The sequence below is a fragment of the Enterobacter sp. FB genome, assembly GCF_000805795.1.
GTDB lineage: Bacteria > Pseudomonadota > Gammaproteobacteria > Enterobacterales > Enterobacteriaceae > Enterobacter > Enterobacter roggenkampii.
This window is the reverse complement of sequence record NZ_JSZC01000013.1, coordinates 2,325,628-2,340,804: the sequence shown is the minus strand read 5'-3', so window position 1 is coordinate 2,340,804 and position 15,177 is coordinate 2,325,628. Positions and strand designations below refer to the sequence as shown.

14 protein-coding genes are annotated in these 15,177 nt (G+C 56.3%); 6 read left to right on the top strand and 8 right to left on the bottom strand.

Features of this window, described 5'->3' with window-relative positions; translation table 11 throughout:
• Positions 1-22 precede the first annotated feature (22 nt).
• From mepS to PI91_RS18170, 4 genes are all read right to left on the bottom strand, one after another.
• Positions 23-592 (bottom strand): bifunctional murein DD-endopeptidase/murein LD-carboxypeptidase, encoded by a 570-nt coding sequence (mepS, locus tag PI91_RS18185; protein WP_008500946.1) that lies wholly within the window; start codon positions 590-592, stop codon positions 23-25.
• A gap of 415 nt (positions 593-1,007) precedes the next feature.
• Positions 1,008-1,721: a phosphatase PAP2 family protein gene (locus PI91_RS18180; RefSeq protein WP_023618663.1), complete on the bottom strand. Its 714-nt coding sequence runs from the start codon at positions 1,719-1,721 to the stop codon at positions 1,008-1,010.
• 33 nt (positions 1,722-1,754) lie between these two features.
• Positions 1,755-2,741 (bottom strand): GTP-binding protein, encoded by a 987-nt coding sequence (locus tag PI91_RS18175; protein ID WP_039266762.1) that lies wholly within the window; start codon positions 2,739-2,741, stop codon positions 1,755-1,757.
• 122 nt (positions 2,742-2,863) lie between these two features.
• Complete coding sequence (locus PI91_RS18170; protein WP_039266761.1) at positions 2,864-4,330, bottom strand: mannitol dehydrogenase family protein; 1,467 nt, start codon at positions 4,328-4,330, stop codon at positions 2,864-2,866.
• Between the two features lie 203 nt (positions 4,331-4,533).
• On the opposite strand from PI91_RS18170, the gene uxuA reads away from it, so the two are divergent.
• Positions 4,534-5,724, top strand: coding sequence for a mannonate dehydratase (gene uxuA / locus PI91_RS18165; protein ID WP_039266760.1), 1,191 nt, complete (start codon positions 4,534-4,536; stop codon positions 5,722-5,724).
• Positions 5,725-5,841: 117 nt separating this feature from the next.
• Here the strand turns inward: uxuA and yeiP are convergent, their stop codons facing one another.
• Positions 5,842-6,414 (bottom strand): elongation factor P-like protein YeiP, encoded by a 573-nt coding sequence (yeiP, locus tag PI91_RS18160; protein WP_008500940.1) that lies wholly within the window; start codon positions 6,412-6,414, stop codon positions 5,842-5,844.
• A 164-nt stretch (positions 6,415-6,578) separates the two neighbouring features.
• Between yeiP and PI91_RS18155 the strand changes: the two genes are divergently transcribed.
• Positions 6,579-6,833, top strand: coding sequence for a YkgJ family cysteine cluster protein (locus PI91_RS18155; RefSeq protein ID WP_039266953.1), 255 nt, complete (start codon positions 6,579-6,581; stop codon positions 6,831-6,833).
• Here the strand turns inward: PI91_RS18155 and setB are convergent.
• On the bottom strand, positions 6,830-8,011 hold the full coding sequence (setB, locus tag PI91_RS18150) for a sugar efflux transporter SetB (RefSeq protein ID WP_032652758.1): 1,182 nt from the start codon (positions 8,009-8,011) through the stop codon (positions 6,830-6,832). The two genes, PI91_RS18155 and setB, sit on opposite strands and share 4 nt — an antisense overlap.
• Positions 8,012-8,372: 361 nt before the next feature.
• On the opposite strand from setB, the gene fruB reads away from it, so the two are divergent.
• From fruB to fruA, 3 genes are read left to right on the top strand one after another with little or no spacing between them, the layout of a single operon-like run.
• Positions 8,373-9,503 carry a fused PTS fructose transporter subunit IIA/HPr protein gene (gene fruB / locus PI91_RS18140; protein WP_008500937.1) on the top strand — a complete coding sequence of 377 codons (1,131 nt, stop codon included), beginning with the start codon at positions 8,373-8,375 and terminating at the stop codon, positions 9,501-9,503.
• Entirely contained in the window at positions 9,503-10,441 is a 939-nt protein-coding gene (fruK, locus tag PI91_RS18135) for a 1-phosphofructokinase (protein ID WP_008500936.1), read from the top strand. Before fruB ends, fruK begins: the two co-directional genes overlap by 1 nt.
• Positions 10,442-10,457: 16 nt before the next feature.
• Positions 10,458-12,143 (top strand): PTS fructose transporter subunit IIBC, encoded by a 1,686-nt coding sequence (fruA, locus tag PI91_RS18130; RefSeq protein ID WP_023312479.1) that lies wholly within the window; start codon positions 10,458-10,460, stop codon positions 12,141-12,143.
• A 46-nt stretch (positions 12,144-12,189) separates the two neighbouring features.
• Here the strand turns inward: fruA and nfo are convergent, their stop codons facing one another.
• Positions 12,190-13,047 carry a deoxyribonuclease IV gene (gene nfo, locus PI91_RS18125; RefSeq protein WP_039266759.1) on the bottom strand — a complete coding sequence of 286 codons (858 nt, stop codon included), beginning with the start codon at positions 13,045-13,047 and terminating at the stop codon, positions 12,190-12,192.
• A gap of 64 nt (positions 13,048-13,111) precedes the next feature.
• Positions 13,112-14,158 carry a YeiH family protein gene (locus PI91_RS18120; protein WP_023294037.1) on the bottom strand — a complete coding sequence of 349 codons (1,047 nt, stop codon included), beginning with the start codon at positions 14,156-14,158 and terminating at the stop codon, positions 13,112-13,114.
• Between the two features lie 97 nt (positions 14,159-14,255).
• Between PI91_RS18120 and yieE the strand changes: the two genes are divergently transcribed.
• A complete protein-coding gene (gene yieE, locus PI91_RS18115; protein WP_008500932.1) occupies positions 14,256-15,122 on the top strand; it encodes a DNA-binding transcriptional regulator YeiE in 867 nt (288 codons plus the stop codon).
• The last annotated feature ends 55 nt before the right edge of the window (positions 15,123-15,177 follow it).

Here is a 15,177-nt window from a genome sequence, read left to right as displayed (position 1 = left end):
AACCAACGATACAATAGTTATATTAACTGCGGGTCAGTACGCGGCGCGCTTCGTTATAACGCTTCTTCCAGTACGGTTCGTTCATGCTGGAAATGGTCACACCGCTACTGGTGGAGGCATGTACGAACTGGTCATTACCAATGTAGATGCCAACATGTCGACCTGTAGAACCGGCACGGAACAGAACTAAATCACCGGTGCGCAGTTTGGTACGTGAAATCGACTTGCCCATCTCCTGCTGTTCATAGGTTGAACGCGGAAGATCTAACCCAAATTGCTCGCGGAACGTACGCTGTACAAAACCGGAACAATCAATACCTGTTTTCGTGCTGCCGCCAAGACGATAACGCACGCCTTTCCAGTCAGCATACTGGTCCATAATGCGGGACTTCACGTCCAGATTACGTACCATATTTTCAAATTCATCCTGAGAGGCTTGCAGTGAAGAGGAATCTTCCATTCCCACAACACGCGTCTCAGGATGCATATTCTTCGCGGTGTTCGATGTACTACATGCAGATAACAGTACCGCGACTGCTATCGCCGGGATCCCCCGCAAGATATATCTCAGAAACGGTTGAGATTTGACCATTTTGTTTATTTTCCCTTGAAGTCCTTAACGACAAATATCGTTATAAAAATGCCAAACGTGACGAGACTAATTATCTGTTCACATCGAGACAATTCTTTCTGGTCACATTTGTGGCATAGCGCACAAAATTATTCACCATCGAAATAATTATCCCTATGGGGCAAAACGAGTTCGAGATTAACCGATTGCCAGGGGTATTGCGAGTAAAAAAAGCCTTTTTTTTATAAGAAAATGTGATACAGAAAGTAAAAATCCGTAATTGCTTAAAATGCGGTCAGATCCGACGCGTGATCGCGCAATTGCTTCATTTTTATCATGAATGTGATGACAAGAATATGACAGAGGGAAAAGATCGTGGCGGGAAGGCTATCGGGGATCATGTCGATCCCTGATAGCTCACGTTAATTTAGGTTAGTTATTTGTTTAATTGTTGTTGCGCTCTACCGGGAAGATAGCGATCGAACAACGCTATTATCCTGTCGCTCAGCGGGGTCATTAAACACCACGGCAGCGCAATCAGCGCAACGGAGAGCGAACCGACAGCAATATCGGTGAACCAGTGAGCGCCAATCATTACGCGCGGGAAGGCAAAAACCACAAAAATAATCAGGGCTATGGCAAACGCTTTTCGGCCGAAATAGCGAAGCATGACTGCGGAAAAAATGAGCAGCATCATGCCGTGATCGCCGGGGAAACTGTCCTTCGACGCATCTTTTGTTGGAATATGCAGCAGCTCACTGACGCGATAAATATCGGTGAAAAAGAGCGTAGGGCTGGAACGCTTAACCGGAATAATCGCGGTAGCCAGCTGATTAATGACGACAGCAAACAGCAGCATTACCAGACCGATAATCAGAATACGCCGACGTCCCGCTTTATCCTCTTTCAGCCAGAAAGAGAGCATCAGGCAGCCCATGGCCAGCAGCGAGAAGCCGTCGAAGGCGCGGTTGTTGGTGATGGCCACCAGCCACAGGAATGCGTCGCTCTTCACCAGCGCCTGGTTGAAGAAGTGAAAGATGCCAGAATCCAGGGGGAACCAGAAACCATGATTCGCCGGGATATACCAGGAGAAGAAAAGCGCCAGACCGGCGACATTAAGCAGTAATATCAGGGGAAATCGAGTTGTCATAACGTTCTGCATAGAGTGAAAACTGGGGCAACGTTAGCCGCCCGAACTTAAACGAATCCTCAACAGGCTGGACTGGAGGGCATTCCAGTCGGCGTTAACCGCACTAATTAACTCTATTCGGCTGTCAGGCGGCGCCACGTTCTGCGTTTCAATGAAGAAATCGTCGCCCTGGCGGTTGATCCGCACCAGTCCGTCCGGCGTGCGCATGATCCCTTTCACGCGATCGACGGGCGCAAGGCGGGCCCACTCCAGAATCCCGATAGTATCGAAAACGGTCTCAGCATCGAAAATCCATCCGCAGGCTTGGTATCCCTGGCCGCTGTTCAGGTTACGACGCCAGCGCTGGTGCTCCGGCAGGCTCAGGGCTGCCAGACCCTGCTTAACCGGATGGCTGTGCGCATGATCCGCGCTGGCAGGCAGCTCGGTGAGGTTCAGACGAGGCAGGTCAAGCAGGGTGCTATCAATATTCCCCTGGGTGGTCTGCACCAGCGTGCGATTGCCGCCAAAATGTTGCCACCACGCCTCCAGCGCGGCCTGGCTTTCAGGCGTGGCGCGATCTTCCTTGTTGGCGACGATAACGTCCGCCGAGGCGAGCTGATCGCGGAAGTTCTCGTTGGCCACCGCCTTGTCATCCAGAAGCTGACGCGGATCGAGCAGGCACAGTGTGGCGCGCAGATCGATCCACGGCTCGTAAACCGGGGCGGTCAGTAAATCGAGGATCTGCTTCGGGTGGCCCAGCCCGGTGGGCTCAATCAGCAGGCGGTCGGGTTTGCCCTGACGCAGCAGGGTATTGAGCCCCACCTGCATCGGCAGGCCATTGACGCAGCACATGCATCCGCCGGGGATCTCTTTAATCATCGCGCCGCTGGATGACAGTAACGCGCCGTCAATGCCCACCTCGCCAAATTCATTGACCAGCACGGCCCACTTCTCGGCCGGATCTTTATTCGCCAGCAGGTGGAGAATTGAGGTGGTTTTACCGCTGCCGAGAAAACCGGTGATGAGGTTGGTTTTGGTCACGTGCGCTCCGGATGAGAATGATGATGCGATAACACTGTTCTCTATCCTGGCGAAAAACGTGACCTGTGAGAAGGGGAAGGGCGAACGGAGGCTTTATCCGTTCGCGTTAAGCGCAACAATCGTTAAATATTTAACGTTTCGATAACAGCCTGACGTGCGCCGTGACGGGTGATGCGCTGATAGGCCTGGCTAACAGCCTCAACAAAAACACGATTGTGCGCGAGATCGTGACCAAACACTTCGCTCAGCCCCAGCAGCGCGGGGACGCGGTCGATGTCGCTGCTGGCGTTGACGATCGTGCGGATTTTATCGCTGAGGGGATCGCGAACGTCAATCGCGTTGCCGCGCTCGTCGGTGCCGCTGACGTAGCGTATCCAGCCGGCCACGCCCAGGGCCAGCAGCGACCACGGCGTGTTTCGCTCAAGATGAACGCGGATCCCGTCCAGCATTCTTTGCGGAAGCTTCTGGCTACCGTCCATCGCGATTTGCCAGGTCCGATGCTGGAGGGCCGGGTTGGCAAAGCGTTCGATTAGGCTATCGGCATACGCGGTGAGGTCGACATCCTTAATCCGTAAGGTGGGGGCCTGCTCGTTCAGCATCAGCCGACGGGCGGCTTCCCGGAACGCTGTGTCCTCCATGCATTCATTAATATGCGCGTAGCCGGCAAGATACCCGAGATACGCCAGGAAAGAGTGGCTGCCGTTGAGCATGCGTAATTTCATCTGCTCCCACGGCAGAACATCCTGCACCATCTGGACACCCGCCACTTCCCACTCGGGACGGCCGGCGACAAAATTATCTTCTATTACCCACTGAATGAACGGCTCGCATCTGATGGCGCACGGATCTTCCACGCCGAGCGCGTCGGTGATTTCCGCCAGCGAGGCCTCCGTCGCGGCGGGAACAATCCTGTCGACCATCGTTCCGGGGAAGCTTACGTGGCTATCGATCCATTCAGATAACCCTGCGGAACGTTTTTGCGCCATGCCCAGCACGGCGTTTTTCACCACGTGCCCGTTGTCCGGGATATTGTCGCAGGAGAGCACGGTAAAGGCGGGCAGGCCGCGCTCGCGGCGGCGGTGGAGGGCTTCGACCAGGATCCCAGGGGCGGAATGTGGCTCTGAGGGGTTTTCAAGGTCGTGGACGATCCGGGGGTTATTCAGGTCGAGCTTCCCGGTCGCGGGATCGATGCAATAGCCTTTCTCTGTGATGGTGAGCGAGACAATCGCGACCTGAGGCTCGCAAAATTTCTCAATAATGGCGGGCAGGGAGTCCAGCTTTGCGTTCAGGCATTCATGGACGGCACCGACGATAATGGCCTCATTTCCTTCAGCCCCTTTTTCCAGCACGGTGAACAGATGATCCTGCGCGCGCAGCTGGCTCATCAGCACGTCGCCGCTGAAGAGGCTAATCTCACAAATCCCCCAGTCGCCGCCTTTTTCATTCAGCACCCGATTTGTTAACAAGGCCTGGTGCGCACGGTGAAACGCGCCAAAGCCAAAGTGGACGATGCGGGAGCGCAGTTGCTGACGATCGTAGCGCGGTTGCTTAACCCGGGCAGGAAGGGGGGTGGAGGCAATTGTCTTCATGAGATACACCTGATTAACTATTAATTAACAATGTCAGTGTAAAGTTATATGACAGCAAATAAAATTGGTGAGCCGTAAATATCCCCGTTATGTGAGTTTGATCAATCAATGTGTGGCGGTGTATTGACCCTTAGCGGTAAGCATGTATGGTAGTCGTCATTGTAGTAACGCATATTGGTATAACAACTTAAGAGGGTGAGGCAATGGAACAAACCTGGCGTTGGTACGGGCCGAACGATCCGGTTTCTCTTGATGATGTGCGTCAGGCTGGCGCAACGGGTGTCGTCACGGCGCTGCATCATATTCCTAACGGTCAGGTCTGGCCGGTAGAGGAAATACAGACGCGTCAGGCGCTGCTGGCGGAGAAGGGATTAACCTGGTCTGTGGTGGAAAGCATTCCGGTTCACGAAGACATCAAAACCCATTCCGGCGAGTATCAGACCTGGATTGCCAACTATCAGCAGAGCATCCGTAACCTCGCGGTCTGCGGTATTGATACCGTTTGCTACAACTTCATGCCCATTCTGGACTGGACGCGTACAGACCTCGAATATCAAATGCCGGACGGCTCAAAAGCGCTGCGCTTCGATCAGATTGCCTTTGCGGCATTCGAACTGAACATTCTGAAACGCCCTGGCGCAGAAGCGGATTACACCGCTGAAGAGCAGCAGCAGGCGCTCCAATGGTTCAATGCCGCCAGCGACGCGGATATCGAAAAGCTGACCCGTAATATTATTGCGGGCCTGCCGGGTGCCGAAGAGGGGTATACGCTGGATCAGTTCCGCGCCCGCCTGGCGGAATACGGCGATATTGATAAGCACCAGCTGCGTGAAAACATGGCGTATTTCCTGCGCGCAATTGTGCCGGTCGCGGAAGAGGTGGGGGTTCGCCTGGCGGTACATCCGGACGATCCCCCGCGTCCTATCCTCGGCCTGCCGCGTATCGTGTCTACGATTGAAGATATGCAGTGGCTGAAAGAGACGGTCGACAGCATCCACAACGGCTTTACCATGTGTACCGGCTCCTACGGCGTGCGGGCCGATAACGATCTGGTGCGGATGATTGAAACCTTCGGCGATCGCATTCACTTTACGCATCTGCGTGCGACCTGCCGTGAAGAGAACCCAAAAACCTTCCACGAGGCGGCGCACCTGGGCGGCGATGTGAATATGGTCGCGGTGGTGGACGCTATTCTGGCGGAAGAGGCGCGTCGCAAGCAGGCTGGCGATGTGCGTCCTATCCCGTTCCGTCCGGATCACGGACACCAGATGCTGGACGATCTGCGTAAGAAAACCAACCCGGGCTATTCGGCGATTGGCCGTCTTAAAGGGATGGCGGAAGTGCGCGGCGTTGAGCTGGCGCTGAAGATGACGAAGTATCCGGAGCTGCTGTAACCGGAATCGCCGGGTGGCAGCTTCGCCTTACCCAGCCTACAAAAACACAAAAACCGGCTTCTGGGCCGGTTTTTTCGTAGGTCGGGTAAGCGTAGCGCCACCCGACAAACGCCGCAATCAGTCAGCGCGACCCATATAGCGTTTTTCTTCGATATGGATGCGGATTTTCTCGCCAGCAGAAAGGTATTCCGGCACCTGCACAACCAGGCCGGTGGTCAGGGTAGCCGGTTTGTTGCGGGCACTGGCGGATGCGCCTTTGATGCCTGGTGCGGTTTCAACGATTTCCAGATCGACGGTCTGAGGCAGTTCCAGCGCCAGCAGCACCCCGTCCCAGGTCAGAACCTGCATATCAGGCATACCGCCTTCCGGGATGAACAGCAGCTCTTCTTCAATCTGGTCTTTGGTGAAGATATACGGGGTGTAATCTTCTTTGTCCATGAACACATATTCGTTGCCGTCGATGTAGGAGAAATCAACATAGCGACGGGTCAGGGTCACGGTATCGACGATATCGTCACCTTTAAAGCGCTCTTCCACCTTCAGGCCGGTACGCACATCGGCGAAACGCATTTTGTACAGCGTAGCTGCACCACGGGCGCTTGGTGCCTGAATATCGATATCTTTCACAATCAGCAATTTGCCGTTGTAATTCAGTACCATACCTTTCTTAATTTCGTTCGCTCTTGGCATTGCAGTAATCCTGTTTACGGGAGGTAAAAAATATCGCGCCAAATTACTCGCGCGCGGCCTTTCAGGCAAGAGGAATTCGTGGCTTTTGCTATCAATACACAAAAGGTGTTACTGTGCGCGCGATGCCCGACCGTACGGGCATTCGCCAGCGGAAGAGAGCATTTATGGATTGTCGTCCCGATTGTGGCGCGTGTTGTACTGCACCGTCCATTTCAAGCCCCATTCCGGGAATGCCCGAGGGCAAACCTGCCAATACCCGCTGCGTTCAGCTCTCGGAAACGAACCTGTGCATGATCTTTGGCTCACCGTTGCGCCCGAAGGTCTGCTCCGGGCTTCAGCCCACGGTTGAAATGTGCGGCAGCACGCGAGAGCAGGCGATAACGTACCTTCTTGAGCTGGAAGCGCTCACCGCGCCTTAAACGTCTTTAATCCTCGCCAGGCAGCCCATCGTCAGCGTACACATCACCAGCGCAATCCAGAACACCGTGTGATAGTTCCAGATTTCGGCCACGACACCGGCCATTGAACCGGCAATAATCCAGCCCACGCGGGTGGTATTAGTATAAAGGGTGGTGGCAGAGCCTGCCTGGCCCGGCATCAGATCCTGGAAATAAAGCATGCCTATCCCGGCGAGAATACCAATATAGATAGCGTTCAGCAGCTGTAACGCCAGCAACAGCCCCGGCGTATGTACCGTCAGCATACCGATATAAAACAGCAGACCGGCGACGGCGGCGATGCGCATTAAAAAACGTTTCCCGAAGCGCTTTGCGTAATAGCCTGCGATCAGCATGGTCGGGATCTCAAGCCCGGCTGCGGTGCCCATCATGATGCCCGCCAGCTTCTCCGGCAGGTGCAGTTCATTAATGATAAACAGCGGCATATTGATGATATAGAGGCTATTGGTGCCCCACATCAGCGTGCAGATCGCGAACAGGAGCAGGGCATCGCGGCGGTTACGGCGCGGCGCTTCCAGCACGCCCGTTGCCACCTTGGGCTCTTTGCGCATGGACGGCAGGAAGAACCACACCAGCGCGCCGCACGCCACAAACGCGACTGCCGCGCTCAGGTACATCACCGTAAAGCCAAAACCCATCGCCAGCGCGTAGGCCAGCGGCGGGCCAATCACCCACGCCAGCGACACCTGTGCACGCAGGACAGAGCTGAACATCACCGCTTCACGTCCGGTATGGTCGGCGTGTTCGCGGGCAAGCGCAAACAGCTGTGGGTTAGCCGTCGAGCCAAAGCTGCTCAGGAATACCCCGACGAAAAGCAGAATGAAGTAGTTGCGGTTCCAGGCAAAAAGAACGCAGGCCATGACCCCCAGCAGGCAGCAGAAAACGATCAGGCTTTTACGATCGCCTTTTCTGTCGGATCGCCCCGCCAGAAACTGACTGACCAGGATGCCGATGATGGCGCTTCCGGTAAAAAAGAAGCCAACCAGCGCCGGACGAACATGAACCTCATTGGTCAGAAATAAGCTCAGCGTCGGCGTCTGTAACGCACCGGCAATACCCGTGAAAAAGGCAACAATCAGGAAGGCCGCTGAGGTCAAGTCAAAGGGCTTTGGCGAGGCAGCCGCAGGGGTGTTATGCATGTTTTATAATTAGCGAGTAGCAGAGAGGGGCGGAGTGTACGCCGTCAGCTAAAAAATAAACAGTGGGTGCGGTCAATGATGCCACGAAAAATCAAAATGGCATTTCAACTTGCCTCTCACGCTGCTGACCTTAGCTGAAACTGACTTGCTGAACTTCAGCAAAATTCAGCTCAATGAAGAAGAAATGTGCTGTATCTCTAAATTCTGATATCAGAAAGACGAGTTTACTTGCAAGGTACAGCAGAAAGCGCAAGACTTTTTGAAACGTTTCAGCGCTATCTTGTTTTAACAAACGGAGCAGGCTAGCGCATTTTTTCTCATTAAAGCTGAAACGATTCAAGTTCAGCAGGAGTGGAGAACCATGTTCCAGTTATCTGTTCAGGATATCCACCCGGGCGCTCAGGCCGGGGATAAAGAAGAGGCTATTCGCCAGGTTGCCGCTGCGCTTGTGCAGGCGGGTAACGTCGCGGACGGCTATGTCAACGGCATGCTGGCCCGCGAGCAGCAGACTTCAACCTTCCTCGGCAATGGCATTGCCATTCCGCACGGTACCACCGACACCCGCGATCAGGTGCTGAAAACCGGCGTTAAGGTGTATCAGTTCCCGCAGGGCGTGCTCTGGGGCGACGGTCAGGTGGCCTATGTGGCCATCGGTATCGCGGCCAGCAGCGATGAACATTTAGGTCTGTTGCGTCAGCTGACGCATGTCCTGAGCGATGACGCGGTGGCTGAACAGCTTAAATCCGCCACCACCGCGGAAGAGCTGCGCGCCTTGCTGATGGGCGAAAAACAGAGTGAAGCGCTGAAACTGGATAATGAAACGCTGACGCTGGATGTGGTTGCTTCCGATCTGGTGACGCTGCAGGCGCTGAACGCGGGTCGTCTGAAAGAAGCCGGCGCGGCGGATGCCACCTTTGTGACGCGCGTGATTAACGATAAGCCGTTGAATCTGGGTCAGGGCATCTGGCTGAACGACAGTGCTGAAGGCAACCTGCGCAGTGCGATTGCCGTGAGCCGTGCTGCCTCGGCGTTTGAGGTAGAAGGCGAGCGCGCAGCCATGCTGGTGACCGTCGCGATGGCTGATGAACAGCCGGTTTCCGTGCTGAAGCGTCTTGGCGATCTGCTGCTGAACAACAAAGCTGAAAAACTGCTGAACGCTGATGCGTCCACCGTGCTGGCACTGCTGACCAGTGATGATGCGCTGACGGATGACGTGCTAACCGCGGAGTTCGTGGTGCGTAACGAGCACGGCCTGCATGCCCGTCCGGGCACCATGCTGGTGAATACCATTAAACAATTCGAGAGTGAGATTACCGTGGCGAATCTTGACGGCACGGGCAAACCGGCCAACGGCCGTAGTCTGATGAAAGTGGTCGCGCTGGGCGTGAAGAAAGGCCACCGTCTGCGTTTCACCGCGCAGGGTGCCGATGCTGAACAGGCGCTGAAAGCGATTGGCGATGCCATCGCGGCGGGTCTGGGGGAGGGCGCATAATGAGCAGACGTGTTGCGACTATTACGCTGAACCCGGCTTATGACCTGGTGGGGTTTTGCCCGGAAATTGAGCGCGGCGAAGTTAACCTCGTGCGTACCACCGGCCTGCATGCTGCGGGCAAAGGGATTAACGTCGCGAAAGTGCTCAAGGATCTCGGTATCGATGTCACCGTGGGCGGATTCCTCGGTAAAGACAACCAGGATGGTTTCCAGCAGCTGTTCAGCGAGCTGGGCATTGCCAACCGTTTCCAGGTTGTTCAGGGCCGTACCCGTATCAACGTTAAGCTGACGGAGAAAGACGGTGAAGTGACTGATCTGAACTTCTCTGGCTTCGAAGTGACGCCGTCAGACTGGGAACGCTTTGTCAACGACTCGCTGACCTGGCTGGGCCAGTTCGACATGGTGTGCGTCAGCGGCAGCCTGCCGTCCGGCGTTAGCCCGGAAGCGTTTACCGACTGGATGACGCGCCTGCGCAGCCAGTGCCCATGCATTATTTTTGACAGCAGCCGTGACGCGCTGGTCGCGGGCCTGAAAGCCTCGCCGTGGCTGGTGAAGCCTAATCGCCGCGAGCTGGAGATCTGGGCGGGCCGTAAGCTGCCAGAATTAAAAGATGTGATTGACGCTGCCCATGCGCTGCGCGAGCAGGGTATCGCTCACGTGGTGATCTCGCTTGGTGCAGAAGGCGCGTTGTGGGTTAACGCGTCTGGCGAATGGATCGCCAAACCGCCGTCAATGGAGGTTGTGAGTACCGTTGGCGCAGGGGATTCCATGGTTGGCGGACTGATTTATGGTCTGCTGATGCGGGAATCCAGTGAACATACCTTACGTCTTGCCACTGCCGTTGCTGCCCTGGCCGTCAGCCAGAGCAATGTCGGTATTACCGATCGTACCCAGTTAGCCGCGATGATGGCGCGCGTTGACTTAAAACCTTTTAACTAACAGCAGGAGAGGAATAATGAAAACGCTGCTGATCATTGACTCCGGTCTCGGACAGGCACGCGCCTATATGGCGAAGACCTTGTTGGGCGCGGCGGCACAAAAAGCACACCTGGACATCATTGATAACCCAGGCGATGCCGAACTGGCGATTGTCCTGGGCGATAAAATTCCCGCTGACAGCGCGCTGAACGGCAAAAAAGTGTGGCTGGGCGATATTAATCGCGCGGTGGCACATCCGGAACTGTTCCTGAGCGAAGCGAAAGGTCACGCGTCTGTCTACAGCGCGCCTGTCGCGACGGCACCGGCTGCGGCCACGGGCCCGAAACGCATTGTGGCGGTGACGGCCTGCCCGACGGGGGTGGCTCACACCTTTATGGCGGCTGAAGCCATTGAAACCGAAGCGAAAAAACGCGGCTGGTGGGTAAAAGTTGAAACGCGCGGCTCCGTCGGTGCCGGCAATGCCATCACCCCAGAGGAAGTGGCTGAGGCCGATCTGGTGATTGTGGCGGCGGATATCGAAGTGGACCTGGCGAAATTTGCCGGTAAGCCAATGTACCGCACCTCCACCGGCCTGGCGCTGAAAAAGACCGCGCAGGAGTTTGATAAAGCGCTGGTGGAAGCGAAGCCGTACCAGGCAACCGGCGCGCGCCAGACCGCGACGGAAGGGAAGAAAGAGTCCGCAGGCGCCTATCGCCACCTGCTGACCGGCGTGTCTTACATGCTGCCGATGGTGGTCGCGGGCGGTCTGTGTATCGCGCTCTCGTTCGCGTTTGGTATCACCGCGTTTAAAGAACAAGGTACCCTGGCGGCTGCGCTGATGCAGATCGGCGGCGGCTCAGCCTTCGCCCTGATGGTGCCGGTACTGGCGGGCTTTATTGCCTTCTCCATCGCTGACCGCCCGGGTCTGACCCCGGGTCTTATCGGCGGTATGCTGGCCGTGAGCACCGGTTCTGGCTTTATCGGCGGTATCATCGCGGGCTTCCTCGCCGGTTACGTCGCGAAGCTGATTAGCTCGAAGCTGAAGCTGCCGCAGAGTATGGAAGCGCTGAAGCCGATCCTGATCATCCCGCTGATTTCCAGCCTGGTGGTCGGCCTGGCGATGATTTACCTGATTGGTAAGCCGGTTGCAGGCATCCTGGCGGGTCTGACCCACTGGCTACAGACCATGGGCACCGCGAACGCGGTTCTGCTGGGTGCAATCCTCGGCGGCATGATGTGTACCGACATGGGTGGTCCGGTGAACAAAGCGGCGTACGCCTTTGGTGTGGGCCTGCTGAGTACTCAGACCTACGCGCCAATGGCGGCGATCATGGCGGCAGGCATGGTGCCTCCGCTGGCGCTCGGCCTGGCGACGATTATTGCCCGTCGTAAGTTCGATAAAGCGCAGCAGGAAGGCGGTAAAGCGGCGCTGGTTCTGGGTCTGTGCTTCATCACCGAAGGCGCGATTCCGTTCGCGGCGCGTGACCCAATGCGTGTGCTGCCGTGCTGTATCGCAGGTGGTGCCGTGACGGGGGCGATCTCCATGGCGATTGGCGCAAAACTGATGGCACCACACGGCGGTCTGTTCGTGCTGCTGATCCCTGGCGCCATCACCCCGGTACTGGGCTACCTGCTGGCTATTGTTGCCGGTACGCTGGTGGCGGGCCTCTCTTACGCGGTGCTGAAACGTCCGGAAGCGGAAGTTGTGGCGAAAGCAGCGTAAGCGGTAAGCAATAAAAAAGCCGGGTGCTGATGCAACCCGGCTTTTTTTATGCCGCCTGTTCAGCGGTTTGCTGTGCCTTCAGCCAGGCAATCTCTTCTGCCCAGATGTCCGGATTAATGGTTTCCAGCACCATCGGAATACCGTCGAAGCGGGCGTCCTGCATAATAAAGCGAAACGCATCGTGGCCGATGTTGCCTTCGCCCAGGCTGTGGTGGCGGTCAACGCGGCTGCCAAAGGCGCTTTTCGCATCGTTTAAGTGCATTCCACGCAGGTATTTAAAGCCCACAATGCGCTCGAACTCATCAAACGTGTTTTTTGTTGCCTCGGTGGTGCGCAGGTCATAACCGGCGGCAAACGCGTGGCAGGTATCAATGCACACGCCGACGCGGGATTTGTCCTCCACGCCGTCGATAATCGCCGCCAGATGTTCGAACTTAAAGCCGAGGTTGCTGCCCTGACCAGCGGTGTTCTCAATCACCGCCGTCACGCCTTTGGTTTTATCCAGCGTGATGTTGATGGACTCCGCAATGCGCGCCAGGCAGGCATCTTCGTCGATCTGCATCAGATGGCTGCCCGGATGGAAGTTCAGCAGCGTCAGCCCCAGCTGTTCGCAGCGCTGCACTTCATCCAGAAACGCCTCGCGGGATTTTTCCAGCGCTTCCTGAACCGGGTGACCGAGGTTGATCAGGTAGCTGTCGTGGGGGAGGATCTGGCCGGGCCCGTAGCGGTATTTCTCACAGGCGGCTTTGAAATCATCAATCACCTCAGCGGTGAGCGGTGCGGCGCGCCACTGGCGCTGATTTTTGGTGAACAGGGCGAAAGCGGTCGCCTCAATTTCGGCGGCACGAATGGCGGCATTCGCAAGGCCACCTGCAGCGCTAACGTGCGCTCCAACATATTTCATAAAGGGACTCCTGTTAACCCGAAATGCCTATGATAGCGGGTTAACAGGAGAAGGATGTAGTGGTTTATGCCATCAGGCTATGGACCGCGAGGTTAATTGCGCCACCGCCGACAATCAGCCAGATGAAGAGCACCAGCGCCATCAGCAGCGGTTTCGCACCGGCTTTTTTCAGCGCGCTGACGTGCGTGGTCACCCCCAGCGCCGCCATGGCCATCGCCAGCAGTACGGTATCCAGCGTCACCAGCATATCCACCACCGCTTTCGGCAGCAGGTGGAAGGAGTTAAAGATAGCGACCACGATGAACAGGATCGCAAACCACGGAATGGTGATTTTGCTCTTCTCGCTGCCGCCCGCCGGAGCCAGCTGTTTAACCCGTGCGGCCAGGAAAATCAGGAACGGCGCCAGCATCATCACGCGCAGCATTTTGGCAATCACCGCCGCGTTTTCGGCGTCCGGGTTAATGGCGTGTCCTGCTGCGACCACCTGGGCCACTTCGTGCATGGTCGAGCCGATATAGATGCCGTAGGTTTCCGGGCTAAACCAGTGGGCGACCAGCGGATACATGGCCGGGTAGAGGAAAATCGCCAGCGTACCGAAGATCACCACCGTCGCGACGGCAACCGTTACCTTGCTGGCTTCGGCTTTCACGACCGGCTCCGTTGCCAGCACCGCCGCTGCGCCACAGATACTGCTCCCGGCACCGATCAGCCAGCTGGTTTGCCTGTCCAGGCCAAACACTTTCTGACCGATAAAGCAGGCCAGTAAAAAGGTGCTGGTCAGGGTCAGAACGTCGATGGCGATCCCGCTCGCACCCACATCCGCAATCTGCGAAAAGGTGAGACGAAAGCCATAAAGAATGATCCCAAGACGCAGCAGATGCTGCTTGGCAAAGATTACGCCGCCGTCGCAGGATTTCCAGATATGTGGATAAACGGTGTTACCCACGACCATGCCGAGCAAAATGGCGAGCGTCAGCGCGCTGAAACCTGCGCCTGCGATGGCCGGGATGCTGCCGCCCCATAGCGCGACGGCGGTCACTGCGGCGCTGAGCGCAAGACCCGGCACGAAGTGCCACACTGTACGATGATGTTGTAAGGTGATTTCTGACATAACCTTCTCCTTTGTCTGGCTAAAGGTTACGGCGGTCTGGCTTAAAAATAAAATTGATTATATACTTATAATCAATCTATATAAGTGGTAAGCAACCATGCACATTACTTTGCGTCAGCTGGAAGTGTTTGCCGAGGTGCTGAAAAGCGGCTCGACGACCCAGGCGTCACAAATGCTGGCGCTCTCTCAGTCTGCGGTCAGCGCGGCGTTGACCGATCTTGAAGGACAGCTGGGCGTTCAGCTTTTTGACAGGGTAGGGAAGCGTCTGGTGGTCAACGAACACGGTCGTCTTCTTTATCCACGCGCGCTGGCGCTGCTGGAGCAGGCTATCGAAATCGAACAGCTGTTCCGCGAAGATAACGGCGCGATCCGCGTCTACGCCAGCAGCACCATCGGGAACTACATTCTCCCGGAGGTGATCGCCCGCTACCGCCGGGATTTTCCCACCCTGCCGCTGGAGATGAGCGTGGGCAATAGCCAGGACGTCATCAACGCGGTGATCGACTTCCGCGTGGATATCGGCCTCATCGAAGGACCCTGCCACAACGTCGATATCATTGCCGAGCCCTGGCTGGAAGACGAGCTGGTGGTGTTTGCATCCCCGGCCTCGTCGTTATTGCAGGGCGAGGTGACGCTGGAGCGGCTGGCGCAGGCGCAGTGGATCCTGCGCGAGCAGGGCTCCGGCACGCGTGAAATTGTCGATTACCTGCTGCTGTCCCATCTGCCGCATTTCCAGCTGGGGATGGAATTGGGGAACTCAGAGGCGATTAAGCACGCGGTGCGCCACGGGCTGGGTATCAGCTGTCTTTCCCGGCGCGTTATTGCCGAACAGCTGGAAACCGGATCGCTGGTGGAGATTCCCGTTCCGCTTCCGAAACTGGTGCGCACGCTGTGGTGCATTCATCATCGCCAGAAACACCTTTCCAGCTCCCTGCAGCGTTTTCTGCGCTATTGCGAAATCTGACATCGTCCCTCACCCCAAAGGGAAGAGGGAAAAATTATGCTTTACTTATAATCCT